Source organism: Hassallia byssoidea VB512170, assembly GCF_000817785.2.
Lineage (GTDB): Bacteria > Cyanobacteriota > Cyanobacteriia > Cyanobacteriales > Nostocaceae > Hassallia > Hassallia carrinoi.
The window spans coordinates 39321-55702 of the sequence record NZ_JTCM02000011.1 but is presented as its reverse complement, the minus strand read 5'-3'; the positions used below and the strand labels follow the sequence as shown (position 1 = coordinate 55702).

The window sequence follows — 16382 nt, the reverse complement described above, 5'->3', positions numbered from 1 at the left end:
TTGAGGTGGGATATATTGTATTTGATGATACCGCAATTAGCAGAACCTCTCCCGAACATCGAGAAGGGGATCGCTTGTTTTGGCTGTAGTAGCGATCGCACTCCACAACCTTTTACCTCAAGCGCTATATTAAAGCTAAATATTTCAGCTGTCTACGAGTTGGTTTCTACAATGGAAAACACAATAAATACGATTGAAGAAAGTGGCGAAAATACTGAAGCGATCGCTCTTACTCAAGCGATTCAAATCCAAGATAAAATCAATCAACACCTCAAACAATTATCCTTAGAACGCTTACAAGTTGTCGCTGACTTTGTAGCTTACCTAGCAGATAAAGAGAGTGAGGAAGCAACTCAAGAACTTGAGAAAATTCCTGGTCTTCTGGAAAAAATCAAGAAGAATCGAGAAACAACTTCCAAGGCTAATTTAGTGAATTGGAAAGCGATTCGCTCTGATGTATGAAGTAATCTTGTATCCTGATGCTCAACAGTTCTACGCTGAGGCTGATAAAGCGCTTGCGAAAAAGATAGCTAGATGTTTAGAACAGCTACAGCAAAATCCTCGCTTTCATCCAAACATTAAATCTCTCAAGGGAAACTATTCTGGTTACTACCGTTTTCGAGTTGGCGACTATCGGGTAATCTACTCGATTGATGATGAAGCTATGCAAGTGTTGGTAGATGCGATCGCTCACCGCAGTGAAGTTTACGACTCATAACTTCACCCGCAAACAGCGAATCGCTTCTAAAAGCCCCCGTGCTTTATTTAACGTTTCTTCATACTCTTTTTCTGGCTGGGAATCAGCTACCATACCGGCGCCAGCTTGCACGGTGACTTTATTATCATGCACTACCATTGTCCGAATAGCGATCGCACTATTTAACTGCCCTTCAAAATCGTAATATCCATACACGCCAGAATATACACCCCGCCGACACGGTTCTAACTCGTGTATAATTTCCATTGCCCTAATTTTCGGCGCACCGCTGACTGTACCCGCTGGAAAGCAAGCCTTGAGCAAATCCCAGGCACTTTTAACCGATGCCAGTTTACCCACAACATTACTGACAATGTGCATTACATGAGAGTATTTTTCTACCACCATTAATTCATCAACTCTCACACTACCGCTTTCGCACACTCGCCCCAAATCGTTACGTCCTAAATCTACCAGCATTACGTGTTCGGCAATTTCCTTGGGGTCTTGTAGCAAATCTGCGGCTAAAGCTGCATCTTCCTGGGTTGTTTTCCCTCTTGGACGGGTTCCGGCAATCGGGCGGACTGTGGCGATTATATCATCTGCATCGCGTTCTGCTTTCACCATCACTTCTGGACTGGAACCGATAATTTGCCAATCATTGAAGTGAAAGTAAGACATGTAAGGCGAAGGATTAATTTGGCGCAGAGAACGATAAAGCGCAAAGGGATCGCCAGTGTATTCTGTTGATAATCGTTGGGAAATTACTACTTGAAAAATGTCGCCCGCTTTGATATAATCCTTAGCTTTTTCCACTTGGGCGCAAAATTCTTCTGGCGTGAAGTTGCTGGTATACTCAGACGCTCCCCCGTTCCCCCGCTCTCCCACTCCTCTACTTCCTGGTGGTGTCCATTCTAAGATGGTGTTTTGCGGCGATAGGGGTAAAGATAATTTGTGAACCATCTGGGTGACGCGATCGCACGCTTGTTGATATGCTGCCTGTAAAGACGCGAAATTTTGCGTCTCTACATTTCGTAAATCAGCATAAGCAACTGCCCAAATTTTCCGCTTCACCTGATCGAAAATCAACAGATGGTCTATCTGCATCCACAACCCATCCGGAATATTACGGTCATCTGGGGCATGAATTGGCACGCGCTGCTCAATCCAATTAATTAATTCATAGCCCCAAAAACCAAACAAACCACCAATTCCTGGCGGTAATTCCGGTAACTTTACTGGCACAAAAGGTTCCAGACATTTACTTAAAGCTGCAAACGGGTCGCCTTCAAAAACAACTTGCGAACCATCCCGATGCGTTTGAGTCGTGCGGTTTCCTCTAGCTGCCAAAATCCACAACGGATCGCAACCCAGTAAACTATAACGTCCCAGTTTTTCCCCGCCTTCTACCGACTCCAACAAAAAGCTATAAGGCTGACCCGCACAGACTTTATACCAAGCAGATACGGGCGTATCCAGGTCTGCTACCCACTCTTGATACACCGGGACAAAATTACCTTGTAAAGCTAGCTCTTGAAACTCGGCAAAATCGGGAAAAATCATAATTTAGGGCATGGGGCATTGGGCATTGGTAATTGGGAACGTGGTAATTGGTAGTTGGTAATTGGTAGTTGGTAATTGGGATGAGAAAAGTACATTACCCATTACCCATTACCCATTACCCCATTACCCATTACCCATTACCCATTACCCTATTTTTTATACATCGAAAGTAGATTTACCGCTAAACTTCAGTTTAGCTGGACTGGGGTTACTGCCGATGTTGCGGTCTACATAACGTACTTTCTCGCGACCTGGGTTTACCTTTTCAGGGAAGACACCATCAGCCGGGTGCAAATACTGGGTTTCGCCGTTGGGATAAATCCGGTAGATTTTGTAGTCTGTGATTTTGAATTTCCGGAGTTGACCGCCAAAAGCGATGCCGTATTCTTTACGAGCCAAGTAAAGCAGGTTTTCGCCTTGGCGCATGATAGCAGAGCCGCCTGTAGGCATTTCAAACACTTGCTCCTTGGGGCTAGTCCAGGTGATAGCGTACTTTTCTTCTTCGTATGCTTTTGAAAGCAAACCGCCAGTGCTGCCACCGAATATGGGAGTTTGTCCAGTTAGTGTTTCTGCCATAAAAAAAATTGTCTCTCAACGTTTTTAGGGCATCGTAACACTGCGACCTGGGTCATGTTGCGATCGCGTTATAGACTGTAACAGTTCTTTGTTAATTGTTGGGCAATGCCCCATGCCCAATGCCCTATGCCCCATGCCCCATGCCCAATTCTTCACTTTTTTGACTGACAATCGGGATGGTAAAGTGAAACTCACTGCCTTTGTCTTTGCCCCTTGAGTCAGCCCAAATTTCACCACCCCACCCATTGACAATTTGGCGACATATTGCTAGTCCTAAACCAGTGCCGCCAGTTGTACGTCGCAGCGCTCCCTCTTCTTGATAAAAGCGGTCAAAAACTACTTCTAATCGATTTGGTTCAATACCGCGTCCAGTATCAGCCACAGTTACCTCAACCATCCGATCGCTGTTGCGAGTCGCCTTAATGGTAATCTGTCCTTGTGGAGGTGTAAATTTACAAGCGTTATCGACGATTTTTGCTAGTACCTCTACTAACCAATCGCCGTCTGCTCTAATCAAAGGTAGATTTGGGGCGATTTTACTCTTGATTTTCGGCTGCTTTTCTGTCTTCGAGCGAGTGCGAAAGCGGCTAATTGCTAGTTCCACGCACTCTTCTATGGTCAAAGATTCTGGATGCCATTCTACCCGACCACTTTCTAAGTTAGAAAGTGTTAAGAAATCTTGCACCAGTTTCCGCATTCGTTCGGAGTCAGCTAGAGCCGTACTCAGCATCACTTGTTGCAATTCTAGAGGCATATCCGGTTCGCTGGCAAGGCTTTCCAAGCACACCTGAATCGTGGATAGAGGGGTGCGGAGTTCGTGTCCGGTGATGGCTATAAGGTTGCTGCGGGTGCGGTCGAGGGCTTCTAGTTGTTGGTTGAGGTCTTCTAGGTTAGCATAAGCTTCAGCTTGGATGAGAGCCGAGCCAACTTGGGTGGCGATCGCTTTCACTAAATCCAATTCTCCAGCTTGCCACTGATGCGGAGGCAAACCGCAATAATGCAACTCGACTATGCCTAACAATCGTCCTTGAAATAATACTGGTTCCATCAGCATTGAACGAATCGCAAACTTTTTGGCGATTAAAGAAAGTTCCTTATCACTGTTAATGCGATCGTCATTGAGAGTATTAACAACGCTGATACCTTCACCCTGTTGTGCGATCGCCTGAAATAAAGGATTATTTCGTAAATGCCAAGTTTGCCCGACAACAGATAAAACACCAGGACTCAAAAACTCGTGTTCTATTTTCGCGCTTGCCGAAGTAGCTTGAGCGCGGTAAATTAAACACCTCGAAGCTTCTAGATGTTGTCCCAATTCTTGTACTGCGACTTGGAGAACTTCTTGAGGATTAAGCGATCGCCTAATTGCCGTGCTAATCGAGTTGATCAAGCGCTCTTTGCGTGCTTGAGCGGCAATTGAACGATAAGCTTTGTGCAATTTATACTGGCTAGCTTGCAAGTAAGTCACCAAACGCTGCACAAACGGGTTAGTATCAATGTCACAAAAATCTAAAGGTATTTCCTCTACTTTTGAGTAGCTTGACAGCAAATCCTGAGTCACTCCTCTGTTACCCCGATGCACCCCAATACCAAATCTCTGGCTTACCTGCTCAACTTTGCTTGCCAATTCTGGTCTGTAAATTACAATTCTGTCTAATAGCAACTCGGCTGCTTTCAAGCTTACTTCTCGCTCACTAGTCCAAATCCCTTCAAATCTTCGCGCTGTCTCCATATCCAGACCGATGTTCAATTCTGGCATCGGCTTATTCTTAGTTACACCTTGGCTTTCTCGGCACACCAAGCAAGTTGCATAATTTTGGGCAATTACCACCAAATGCCATTCGTGACTTAAAGCATCTTCTTGCTCAAAGGCGATTTTTTCGTAGTATTCCGAACTATTAGTGAAATCCGTTTCCGGTGCCGCTAACACGTATAGTTGATTGCTGCGATCGGCAATTCGCTGATATCGATGAGCTTCTTGGCGGTAGAATCTCTCTCGTTGGAAGCTCGCAATCACCAAAGGTTCATCTAAAGTTGCCGCCAAAACCTGATCTTCCATCGCATGGGAGAGCGCTGTTAGAGAAGCTTTGAAATATAGCTGGGGTCGAACGTGAGGTAGCGTCTGTAGCAGATCGCTCAACACAGAAGTCGAAATGCTCATGAATGTCTTTAACGAAGCCCAAGTTGGACAATATCCACGTCACAGCTGCATTGTACAAATTACAACGGACTTTCAAGTTAAGTAGATTGCAATATGTAAAGAATCCTAAATATATTTTTCAGCTTTCCCAAAAGCGCAGCGTTAGCATATCACTTAAAAGGAACGCATACGAGTTTCTTTACAAAATTCAAAGTCTTTCCTTCATAGTATATTTATCCTCAATAATCAAATACACCACAACGAACAATGTTCTGACATCAGATGTAACGTTACTAACATGTATTGCAGGCAATTCCAACAAGCGTGATAAATTCGATTCCCCCTAACTGCTGACTTTGGGGAGTCAGCAGTTAGATTACATAATTAACAACTTAGATGAAAAAGCTTTTCTAAGTATTATGACATCAATTAATATAAATTTTTGTCAATAAATAATACAAAACTTAACCAACAATTTTCTTGTCGGCAATGTTCATATTTGTCACACATTAGTACATATTTTGGATAAGTAGCTTTGGCGTGCAATTACCTTTTTTTCACACGAAAGCTATTAAATAAAAGCTTTTATGCTTTTCTAAATATTTTAATTTGATTATTGTAAGTTTCAAATTAAATGTATCAGCATTTACACTATACTTAATACCTCAAGAACTCAATTACGGATAAAATATTAGTATTTATTGCACGTAATTATTCGGTGTATTGCTAAATATAGTAATTTCAGCTAATATACTTTAGTCGAGAAAATTCAATATTTTTTAAGTAATGTAACACAAGTAAAATCTCTGCCTTTTACTCACAGCAGTTAATGAAATTACAACTGAGTAAAATTGGCTGAATCCTTGGCAAAACAAGCCTTGGTGGAGGGAGAATGATGCCATATTAAATAAAAAAAGCACCGAAAATCATTCTCCAAAGCCTTAATTAAAAGCAGATAAAATTTACGCGATTTTCCACCATCAAGGCTTTCAACAGTAAACAAACATACATAGCATACGAGCTGAAATTTCCAGAAACAATTAGTTTCTTGCATTCAAATTTATTCAGATCGTGTGCTGAAATTTACCTGAGGAAGGTGAGACATGAGAATTGCCCAAATTTCTCCTTTATGGGAGCGTGTTCCTCCCTTTCGCTACGGCGGTACAGAACTAATTGTCAAGCTAGTCACCGATGAATTAGTTCGGCGCGGTCATGAAGTTAGTTTATTTGCCTCCGGTGACTCAATTACTACAGCAAAGCTGCGCTCAGTTCATCCCCAAGCTTTGCGACTCGACCCCAAAATTAAAGAGCCATCAATTTACGAGCAAATGATGCTTGCGGAAGTTTATCAACAAGCTCATCATTTCGACATTATTCACTCCCACGTAGGCTATAACTGCCTTAGTTATTGCAGTTTTGTGAAAACGCCCACCGTCCATACAATGCATGGCATTTTTACACCTGATAACGAAAAAATATTCCGAAAATTTGCTTGGCAACCTTTTATCAGCATCAGCGAGGCACAACGAGAACCCCGCTTAGGTTTAAACTACATCCATACCGTCTACAATGGCATTGACACCGCCGTTTATCCGTTTTATCCCGAACCAACCCAACCTGCATATCTTGCCTTTGTCGGGCGAATATCTCCGGAAAAAGGACCAGTCCAAGCGATTAAAATAGCGCGTGCGGTTGGCTTACCTTTGAAAATGGCTGGCAAAATTGACGTTGTAGATAAAGAGTTTTATACAGAACAAGTCGAACCGCTAATTGACGGCGAACAAATTCAGTACTTGGGTGAAATTTCCCACGAAGACAAAGTTAAACTGCTAGGTGGAGCGAGTATCACTTTGTTCCCCATCAATTGGCGAGAGCCTTTTGGTTTAGTGATGATTGAGTCAATGGCGACCGGTACACCTGTAATTGGTATGGGGTTAGGTTCAGTATCAGAAGTTATTGCTCACGGCAAAACTGGTTTTGTTTGTCACTGTCTGGAAAAAATGATTGAAGTTCTTCCAGATGCGATGAAAATAGACCGTCAGACTTGTCGGGAGTATGTTGTTAGTCGCTTTAGCGTCGAGTCTATGACCGACGAGTATGAAAAAGCTTACGCAATGGTGCTTTGAAGGGGATTAGGGAGAGGCAGGGGGGAAGGGAGCAGGGAGCGGAGGGGAGAAGGAAAGTTTTTTTAAATCACTCTTTCCCCCTGCCCCCTGCCCCCTGCCCCCTGCCTCCTCTATGCCCTAAGTAGAGAAAAATTAGTTACCCATAAATGGTGTAGAAATGTATAGAATCTTTAAAAGATATAAAATACATTTTTTTTAAATGCACACACTTGTAGCTTCTTCCTCAATGCAACTGTCTAGACCAACTCAATGCCAGCCAAAGAAGATTGTCGCACTAGGAGATAGCTTAGTTTACGGATTTGGCGATCCAGAAGGGGGAGGCTGGGTTGAGCGATTGCGGCGGTCGTGGATGTCGCCGGATAGTGCGGGTCATATTGTTTATAATTTGGGAGTGCGAGGCGATCGCACTCAACAAGTAGCACAAAGGCTAGAAATTGAATTCCGCCATCGGGGAGAATTGCGAAACCGCGTCCCCGATTTGATTATTCTCTCAGTCGGAGTGAATGATTCAGCGCGGTTGGCACGTCCTAATGGACGCAATTATACAGATTTTGCCGTGTTTGAATCAGAAATCGCTTCTTTACTTGAACAAGCACAGCAACTGTGTCCCGTGTTATTTGTTGGGATGGTGCCAGTCGATGAAGCCAAGATGCCATTTTTAGATTGTTTATATTACAATCACGCCGATCAGTATCGCTACAAAGAAGCTACTCGCATCGCTTGCGCTAAAAGACGGATTCCCTATCTTGATATTTTTGAGCGTTGGATGGGACGCAGTGAAAATTGGCGACGCAAACGTGTAAGTCAAGATGGACTTCACCCCAATACACTAGGTTATCAAGCTTTGTTAGAAGATGTGATGAATTGGGAAGCGATCGCCACTTATAATTCTCAAACAATTGCCAGCTAGCATCATTTGCGGTTCCAAAAAATCAGACAAAACAGAGACGGTTCCTTCATCCTTTGATAGTCGCTCTTGTGCCCTTGGATCTATTAAACTTGGCTGTCCCGTAATGTCGGCGTTTTAGCGTAGGGGTGAGCGATCGCACTCTCCGACGCGGATTTATAGAACTGTTTGGCACTACAGTATTTCGCTACCTGACAGACAAACGCATGGAATCAGCAGAGCAATTATTGCGTCAAGGAAACATAACCGTTGCTGAAGTTGCTAGCGTTGTTGGCTATTCCCATCAGGGGCGTTTTGCTGAAGCCTTCAAGCGCAGATTTGGTATTACCCCAAGTGAATGTTTATTGGGGAAAAAGTCCGTTTCGGCGCTATGAGACCGTTTTTGTCATAGACTATGCTGCCAACTCTTCTTTATAGTCAGTCTCACTAAAACTAAAAATCATTTGCAATAGGGCAGATTCTTCTGCCTGCGGTTAGTCCTGACACCGTTTTTCATTTCAATAGACCCCAGTCTTTGAAGATCCCCCCTAGGGCGTGTTTTCAAAGTCTTAGATCCCTAACCAATATCAACTAATTGAGAATTTTATTAAATAAGTTTCCGCAAGGGAATTCATATTTACCGTATTTTAGCGCGATTTATCGATAATAATTCTTAATAAATCGAAAAGTTATAAGCTTTAAATATCATCAAAATATTTTAGATGCGCGACAGCTTACTTTTATTGTTGGGTGGACATCTTCCCCTGCGTACAGTTTATTTGCAACAGTGCAATTCTTAAAAATCGGTATAAAATTTGATTTTTGCTTGAGGCAATAAAATTGTAATAATAATTAACACCAAAATCTACGGCAAATAAACCTTAGTTCTCTTCAAATACATTGACATATTCAGCTGACTTGAAGAATCATCAAAGGGACATCGGCTAGTGGATGTAGAGGAAACTATGCATATTGACACAGTTATTCTCGTTTTGATTGAGGTGCTAATTGTAATTGGAATGTCACGCTTAATAGGATTGGCATTCATAAGGATTAAGCAACCCCTGGTAATTGGTGAGATTGTTGCCGGCATTATGCTTGGACCATCATTATTTGGTTGGGTTGCTCCTAATTTAGCTGCTACCCTGTTCCCACCGGAAACTGTTCCCTTTCTAAATATTTTATCTCAGGTGGGACTGATATTTTTCATGTTTCTGATTGGTTTGGAGTTAGATCCAAAGTATCTCAAAGGAAAAATAAATGTAGCAATTTTGACTGCTACAATGTCAGTTTTAGTACCATTTGCCTTAGCAACTTTATTAGCTTTGTTACTGTATCCGTTGCTTTATGATGGCAATGTTTCATTTACCGCTTTTGCACTGTTTTTGGCATCGGCAACATCAATTACAGCATTTCCAGTGCTTGCCAGGATAATTACTGAGAAAAACTTACAGGCAACGTACTTGGGAACTTTGGCACTAACTTCTGCCGCTGTGAATGATTTGGCAGTTTGGTGTTTGTTAGCACTAGGAATCGCTGTGGCTAGAGAAGGTAGTATTGGTAGAGCTTGGCATACAATTATCGCCAGCTTGCTTTACATCGGGTTTATGATGACGGTAGGACGAAGTTTTTTGCAACGTCTTGCTATTTACTACCGTCGCACGGAACGCCTTAACCAATTACTTCTGGCTTTAATTTACATGGGAGTGGTTGCTTCCGCTTTGATTACCGAACTAATTGGTATTCACTTGATTTTTGGAGCATTTTTGCTGGGGACGATAATGCCCAAGAATGCTGGTTTGGTGCGGGAAATAGCGGGAAAAACTGAAGATTTCGTGTTGATATTTCTGCTACCAGTATTTTTCGCTTTCAGTGGTCTGCGAACGCAAATCGGCTTAGTTAACCGTCCGGAATTGTGGTTGTTATGTGGATTGGTGTTATTTGTGGCGATCGCCGGAAAATACCTGGGTACTTATGTAGCAGCTCGCTTCTCAGGAATTGAAAAACGCGAAGCCTCAGCACTCGGTTGGTTAATGAATACTCGCGGTTTAACCGAACTGATAGTATTAAATATTGGTTTGTCCTTGGGAGTAATTACGCCTTTACTTTTCACCATGCTGGTGATAATGGCGTTAGTAACCACATTTATGACCTCGCCTTTGTTAGAGTGGACATATCCGAAACGGTTAATCGGATTAGATGTGGTTGAAAAAGAAGTTGAACCAGAAGCGAGTAGAGATATTGCAACTCAAGATTACGGTCAAATCTACCGGATTTTAGTACCAGTAGCGAATCCGAGTACACAAAAAGGTTTGGTACAGTTAGCAGTAGCGATCGCCCTCAACTACCAACAACCAACAGCTGTTCATCCTCTCAGTTTGATAGAACTTTCAGAAGATTATGCCTTTGAGAGTACCCCAGTTGAAGCAAATCGATTAATCGAAGAACGTCGGCAGCAGCTAGAAGAATTAATTGATACCTTAGAGCCGCCGTCTACACGTTCTTACGTACATCCGATAATTCGCATATCTAGTAACGTTGCACAAGAAACAGCAGAGATAGCCGAACTCGAACCAGCTGATTTAATTTTAGTCGGATGGCATCGCCCAGCTTTTAGTAATAATCGCTTAGGGGGGCGAGTTGGTCAAATTCTGACTACAGCGCCGGTTGATGTAGCAGTGTTTATAGACAAAGGCAAAGAGCGCTTAGAAAATTTGTTGGTGCCCTATTCTGCAAATATCCACGATGATTTAGCACTGATACTTGCGTTGAGACTGTTAATAAATCGTGATACTTGCCTGTTAAAGATTTTACAGGTAGTCTCAGAAAATCGCATCAAAAATGAAATGAGCTACGAATTGCACAAAATGATGCAGCAATTGCCTCAAAGTGTACGCGATCGCATTGACATTCAAACTATTGAAGCCTCCGAGCCAATCCAAGCCGTAGTCAAAGCCTCAGAAGCGGTAGACCTCACTATTGCAGGTACCAGCCGTGCTTGGGGTATTGAACGTCAAACCCTCGGACGTTATACAGACGAACTAGCGATTCAGTGTCGTTCGTCACTTTTGATTACCCGTCGTTACAGTCAAGTTACCTCTCACTTAGCCTCAGTACTTGCTGATGCTAACACTCACGAGTCAGCACTCAGAGGATAGGAGGTGGGGGGATGGGGAGACAAGGGGACAAGGAGACAAGGAGACAAGGGGACAAGGAGACAAGGAAGACAAGGAGGACAAGGGGGATGGGGAGACAAGGGGACAATTCTTTCCCCCCTTCTTTCCATCCCCCCCTCTCCCCATCCCCCCTCTCCCCATCTCCCCCTCTCCCCCTCTCCCCTTCAAATGTTGGATAAAAATAATCTTGCGCTTGTCAAATAATCGTGGAAGATATTCCTAAAATGATTAAATTCACAGCTACACCGCAAACAAAAGCCAAAGGACATAAATAATGGTAATGATGTTGAGGATTAGGCAATTTTTTCTGAAACTAAGTTTGTTTGGCTTGTACGCAGCAATTACTCTGGAAACTAATAGCAGTATTGCAGCAGAAGCAGCAAGGCTGGAAGATTGGCGCTTTTATCCAGAAGCTTTTCAACTAGAAATTAATCTCTCAGCAGGTACAACACCGCGCTATTTTTATCTTGCTCAACCCCCGCGCATGGTTGTAGATTTGCCTGATACCAAATTAGGTTATGTTCCCACCCAACAAGATTATTCTGGAGCAATTCAAAGAATTCGCGTTTCCCAATTAAACGCAAACGTAACTCGCATTGTCTTAGATTTAGCACCAGGAACTTCTTTAGATCCAAATCAGGTGCAACTGCAACCGATTTCCGCGCAAAATACCACTCGCTGGGTTTTACGTCCTTTAATTGCTGACGGGGTATCTTCTCAACAGGGAAACTATCCACCACCTAACAACTTACCACCGAGCAACTATAACTATCCACCGCCTAGCAACCTACCACCAAGTAACTTACCACCGAGTAATTATAACTATCCACCGCCTAGCAACTTACCACCGAGTAACTTACCACCGAGTAATTATAATTATCCACCGCCTAGCAACTTACCACCAACTAACTTACCACCGAGCAACTATAATTATCCACCACCAACTAACTTACCACCGAGCAACTATAACTATCCACCACCTAGCAACTTACCACCCAGTAACTATAACTATCCACCATCTAGCAACTTACCACCCAGTAACTATAACAACTCACAAATACCTTTAGTAACAGTACCGCCGCTGAATTCTAACAACCCTACTCAACAACCTGGTTCTGTTTTTCCCCCAGCAAGTTTCCCAAATCAGTCTGGTAATTTTAATAGTCCTCCTCTTAGTGTCGGTGCGCCCGGTTTTCCTGTTCAAACCGTCCCTAACTATCCAGTTAATGTTCCTAATTCTGGGGTATTTGAGTTTGGTCAACCCTTTCCCAACTCCAATAGGTAAGCGGATGAAGTTGAGTAAAGTGAAGAGTGAAGAATCCCAAAATTCTTCCTTCTTCCTTCTTTTTGTTTTTAGAATCTGTCAGTTTCCTGTGGTTGTGAGACTGCTCCCGGTTGACTGATAAAGAAGTTTTGAGCAGCTTCGTTTTGGTAAATACACCTGATATCAGGTTTTTCACTATCCAAATTACCCGTAAAACCAAAAGTGTTCAGGCGATTTTTGCATTCATTCACCTGCTGCGATGATACGAGCTTTCGTTGCTCTAAAATTGCCCAGTTATTTTGGCGGATAACGCATCCAGGACGCATACTCGGTTGAGCAACGTAGACATTAAACGGGTTCAGAGTCACGAAAAGTCTAGCGTCCATCACCATAGCGCTAGCTCCATACTGCACGCAAATCTCTGGGTTCGGTGCTTTGGTGTCAATAAATTCGCGGGAAGCCACGTTTGCTGGAGTCAACGTGGTTGTAGAGCTAAAAGCAATACCAATCCCAATTCCCAAAATAAACACCCCCGCCAAAATCGCCATAGTGGTGAAATTAAACGCAGGAGATTGCAAAGCAGAAGGTTTAGAATCGGTAAATGTTCTACCAGTAGATTTACGTCTCATTGTTGCTTAATCAATTTCACGCCTTAAATAGCCGGGAGTGGTTCAACAGTTCTCCCTCTTTAAGTATGACGAGTCTTTACTAAAATTGGTCAAGAGTCAATAGTCAATTGTCAACAGTCAAGGGTCAATAGTCAAGAGTCAAGCCCTTGATTTTGAAAAAAAATTAGATCGTTCCGTTCCGCTACACTAAAAAAGGGTAAAGAAAATAAGAGTAAAGGGCTAATTGGCTCAAGTATCAAGGGCTAAAGAGTCCTCACCGCAGCACACACAACCCAAAAAGCAACATTTCAGTTAAATCAAGAATAATTTAAATAATTAAATTTATGTCAGCAGAAAATTCCACCCCAAAAGCCATTTGGATTATTACCGAAGAAACGGCTGAAACCTCAAGTACAACTACTGAAACATTCACAGATAGTGCAACCAGAAGCAGTGGAGCAAGAAGCAGTGGGGATACAGGAGGACGACTCGGAGTTGAAACCACTGAAGAAATAGTTGTCAGCCGAAAAAAAGACGAAATAGTAATTACTAGACGCAAAGTAGAGGTAACTAAACTCAAGCAAGAAATGAAGGGGTTTCTGCAAGCAATGCGGGAAATGCTTGATGAAGCTGACCAACCCGATTCTAAAATGCAGCTTAATGAGGTCGAACTTTCAGTAGAAGTTAATGGTGAAGGGCAAATTAGCCTGTTTGGGATTGGTGGTGGTAAAGCCGGGGGAAAAGGAGCGATGACTTTTAAATTCAAGCGGAAATAATTGGTACTTGAATATGGGAAGGAATTGGGCGATTGTTGTTGGGATTAATCACTATGAAAACCTGCGATCGCTAAACTTTGCCAAGCGAGATGCTTCTGTGATGGCAACTTGGTTTCAACAAGAAGCCAGATTTGATCAAGTTTTCCTCTTCACTGACGATTCTGCCCCAATTCCAGCTAATCCGCCAATTCCTACTCAACCTACACGCGGACACCTATGGCGATTCTTACGGGCACAGTTTGAGAATATTCAACCTCCTTTATTAAAGCCAGAAGATAATTTATGGTTTTTCTTTGCAGGTCATGGCAATCGATATAAAGATCAAGATTATTTAATGTTCTCAGACAGTGACCCAGGAGACATAGAACATACTGCTATTTCTGTTGATTTTGTAACCCAAAGATTGCGGCGCAGTGGTGCTGACAATGTAGTGTTGTTTTTGGATGCTTGCCGAGATGAAAGTAGTCGGGCAGGATTAGGAATTGGTGAACAAAGGTATCAAGGAGTTATTACCTTTTATTCCTGCACAGCTAACCAAAAATCTTGGGAGATTGAAGAATTACAACATGGGTCATTCACCCATTCGCTATTAGAAGGATTCCGACTACAGGGAGAGGCTAATTGTGCCACAGTAGAGCGTTTAGAACAATATTTACGTTACCAAGTTCCCGATTTGAATACTCGCTATGGAAAGCCGGCACAAAATCCTTACCTCCAGGCAGAGCCACCTTATAAAATGTATTTTATTTTATTAGAGCAAACTGCCACACTTAGAGATGTACAGCCATTGAAGTATCAAGCATCTCAAGCTGAAAATAAAGGTGATTTATCATTAGCAAAACAATTATGGGTGAGAGTTCTAGCTGTATCCCGTACTGATTGGGATGCAATTGACGCTATTGGAAGGATTGCACTGCGTCAACAAGGAAGTTTTGAACTTACAATCGCACCTGATGAGCGTGTTACTTCATCAAGTGGAGGTAGGTCATTAAGTTCTGAATCAGTCCAAGAATCACTGTTTGCTCAAAGGCAAGAAGAACATCGGCAGAATTTAGTTCGTTATCAGCAAGCTTTCTCGGAAGCAATTGAGCGAGAATTTCCCATCAATCAAGCAACTCGTAATAAATTAGAGCGATTGCAGCAATCTTTACAACTTAGTAACGATGAAATGGAGCAAATTGAACAGCCACTTCTGACACAAAGGCAAGCAGAATATCAGAGAGTAGAACAGATACAAAAAGCAGAAGATCGACAAAAGTTGCAGTATTATCAGGAAGAATTTTTGAAAACAATTGAAACTGGAAGTTCCTTTGATAGTTATGATTCTCGACAGAGATTAAGGAAACTTCAACGTACTCTAAAACTGAAAGAAATAGACACAGTAGCAATTGAAGCTAAATTTGCGTTACTAGTAGAAGTCATAGCAATTGAAGCTAGATTGGCATCAATAGTAGAAACTATTAAATCTCCGATTCAGCAGCCAAGTGTTAATCAATCCACTCAACCGACTCAAGAGCGAATAACCCGACAAAAGTTTTTGAAATGGGTTGGCTTGGGAGGTGTAGGTTTAGTGACAGCAGTGGTAGGTCGTGAAATTTTTAAGGGTCAATCACCGACACCGACACCGACACCGACACCGACACCGATACCAACACCAACACCAACACCAATTTCTGTAGCAGAACCTAAATACACATTCTTAGCAACCGAGAAAGTATTTGGATTACCCTTGTCGAATGTTGAGTTTGAAACGGTAACGGTAGATAAAAATGGACAGGTAATTAAACGAGATTCTAACAACCAAGCCAAATTTTTTAAAGAGGACTTGGGTAATGGTGTAACTCTAGAAATGGTCTCTATTCCTGGTGGTTCTTTTAAGATGGGTTCACCATCAGAAGAGAAAAGTCGAAACTCAGATGAAAGTCGGCAGCACGATGTAAATGTGCCTGCTTTTTTTATGGGCAGGTTTGAAGTCACCCAAGAACAGTATCAACAAGTGATAGGTACAAATCCATCCAATTTCAAGGGAAAAAAACTTCCTGTTGAGTCAGTTTCCTGGAAAAACGCGGTTGAGTTTTGCAACAAACTCAGTCAAAAGACTGGGCGGAAATATCGCTTACCTAGTGAAGCGGAATGGGAATACGCTTGTCGAGCAGGAACAAATACACCATTTCACTTCGGGGAGACGATTACAACTGAGTTAGCTAACTACGATGGGAATTACACCTACGCTTCTGAGCCAAAGGGCAAAAAACGTCGAGAAACAACAGAAATAGGAAGTTTTCCACCAAACGGCTTTGGATTATATGACATGCACGGGAACGTTTGGGAGTGGTGTCAAGATACTTGGCATGACAGCTACCAAAAAGCGCCTGGAAATGGAAGTGCATGGATAGATAATGATTCTAATTATCGGCTACTGCGCGGTGGTTCTTGGTACTACAATCCTGGCTACTGCCGTTGTGCTTATCGCTACTACGCCTACCCCGTCGGCAATCTCAGCGTTATCGGTTTTCGGGTGGTGTGTGCGGGTGCGGTCGCGAGGACTTTTTAGCCCTTGGCACTTTTGC

The 16382-nt window shown here is 42.7% G+C and carries 13 protein-coding genes and 1 pseudogene; 10 read left to right on the top strand and 4 right to left on the bottom strand.

Going from position 1 to position 16382, the window contains the following annotated elements:
• Positions 1-21 precede the first annotated feature (21 nt).
• Positions 22-462 carry a Mic19 family protein gene (locus PI95_RS08080; protein ID WP_236116976.1) on the top strand — a complete coding sequence of 147 codons (441 nt, stop codon included), beginning with the start codon at positions 22-24 and terminating at the stop codon, positions 460-462.
• Positions 455-718, top strand: coding sequence for a type II toxin-antitoxin system RelE family toxin (locus tag PI95_RS08075; protein ID WP_039754676.1), 264 nt, complete (start codon positions 455-457; stop codon positions 716-718). The genes PI95_RS08080 and PI95_RS08075 overlap by 8 nt, the downstream gene beginning before the upstream one ends.
• Here PI95_RS08075 and trpE read toward each other — a convergent pair.
• The 3 genes from trpE to PI95_RS08060 all read right to left on the bottom strand — a co-directional run bounded on the left by trpE (position 713) and on the right by PI95_RS08060 (position 4997).
• On the bottom strand, positions 713-2260 hold the full coding sequence (trpE, locus tag PI95_RS08070) for an anthranilate synthase component I (protein ID WP_039754675.1): 1548 nt from the start codon (positions 2258-2260) through the stop codon (positions 713-715). The genes PI95_RS08075 and trpE overlap by 6 nt on opposite strands.
• Before the next feature lie 156 nt (positions 2261-2416).
• Positions 2417-2836 (bottom strand): photosystem I reaction center subunit II PsaD, encoded by a 420-nt coding sequence (locus PI95_RS08065; RefSeq protein WP_039754673.1) that lies wholly within the window; start codon positions 2834-2836, stop codon positions 2417-2419.
• Positions 2837-2960: 124 nt separating this feature from the next.
• On the bottom strand, positions 2961-4997 hold the full coding sequence (locus PI95_RS08060; protein ID WP_039754671.1) for a DICT sensory domain-containing protein: 2037 nt from the start codon (positions 4995-4997) through the stop codon (positions 2961-2963).
• Between the two features lie 1082 nt (positions 4998-6079).
• On the opposite strand from PI95_RS08060, the gene PI95_RS08055 reads away from it, so the two are divergent.
• The 6 genes and pseudogenes from PI95_RS08055 to PI95_RS08030 all read left to right on the top strand — a co-directional run bounded on the left by PI95_RS08055 (position 6080) and on the right by PI95_RS08030 (position 12449).
• Positions 6080-7102, top strand: a complete 1023-nt coding sequence (locus PI95_RS08055; protein WP_039754667.1) for a glycosyltransferase family 4 protein — start codon at positions 6080-6082, stop codon at positions 7100-7102.
• Between the two features lie 199 nt (positions 7103-7301).
• Positions 7302-8012 carry a GDSL-type esterase/lipase family protein gene (locus tag PI95_RS08050; RefSeq protein ID WP_039754665.1) on the top strand — a complete coding sequence of 237 codons (711 nt, stop codon included), beginning with the start codon at positions 7302-7304 and terminating at the stop codon, positions 8010-8012.
• Between the two features lie 119 nt (positions 8013-8131).
• Positions 8132-8383, top strand: a pseudogene (locus PI95_RS08045) (helix-turn-helix transcriptional regulator); the annotation flags it as partial.
• Positions 8384-8959: 576 nt separating this feature from the next.
• Positions 8960-11146 carry a cation:proton antiporter gene (locus tag PI95_RS08040; RefSeq protein WP_373695692.1) on the top strand — a complete coding sequence of 729 codons (2187 nt, stop codon included), beginning with the start codon at positions 8960-8962 and terminating at the stop codon, positions 11144-11146.
• Positions 11147-11149: 3 nt separating this feature from the next.
• The gene (locus PI95_RS08035) at positions 11150-11368 is read left to right on the top strand and encodes a hypothetical protein (protein ID WP_163518707.1); all 219 of its coding nucleotides are present in this window, start codon (positions 11150-11152) and stop codon (positions 11366-11368) included.
• A 76-nt stretch (positions 11369-11444) separates the two neighbouring features.
• Positions 11445-12449, top strand: coding sequence for an AMIN domain-containing protein (locus tag PI95_RS08030; protein WP_236116975.1), 1005 nt, complete (start codon positions 11445-11447; stop codon positions 12447-12449).
• A gap of 68 nt (positions 12450-12517) precedes the next feature.
• On the opposite strand, the gene PI95_RS08025 is transcribed toward PI95_RS08030, so the two are convergent.
• Positions 12518-13057, bottom strand: coding sequence for a DUF3172 domain-containing protein (locus PI95_RS08025; RefSeq protein WP_039754660.1), 540 nt, complete (start codon positions 13055-13057; stop codon positions 12518-12520).
• 323 nt (positions 13058-13380) lie between these two features.
• On the opposite strand from PI95_RS08025, the gene PI95_RS08020 reads away from it, so the two are divergent.
• Positions 13381-13812 carry a Pepco domain-containing protein gene (locus PI95_RS08020; RefSeq protein ID WP_039754658.1) on the top strand — a complete coding sequence of 144 codons (432 nt, stop codon included), beginning with the start codon at positions 13381-13383 and terminating at the stop codon, positions 13810-13812.
• A gap of 13 nt (positions 13813-13825) precedes the next feature.
• Complete coding sequence (locus PI95_RS35685; RefSeq protein WP_039754656.1) at positions 13826-16366, top strand: SUMF1/EgtB/PvdO family nonheme iron enzyme; 2541 nt, start codon at positions 13826-13828, stop codon at positions 16364-16366.
• Positions 16367-16382: the final 16 nt, after the last annotated feature.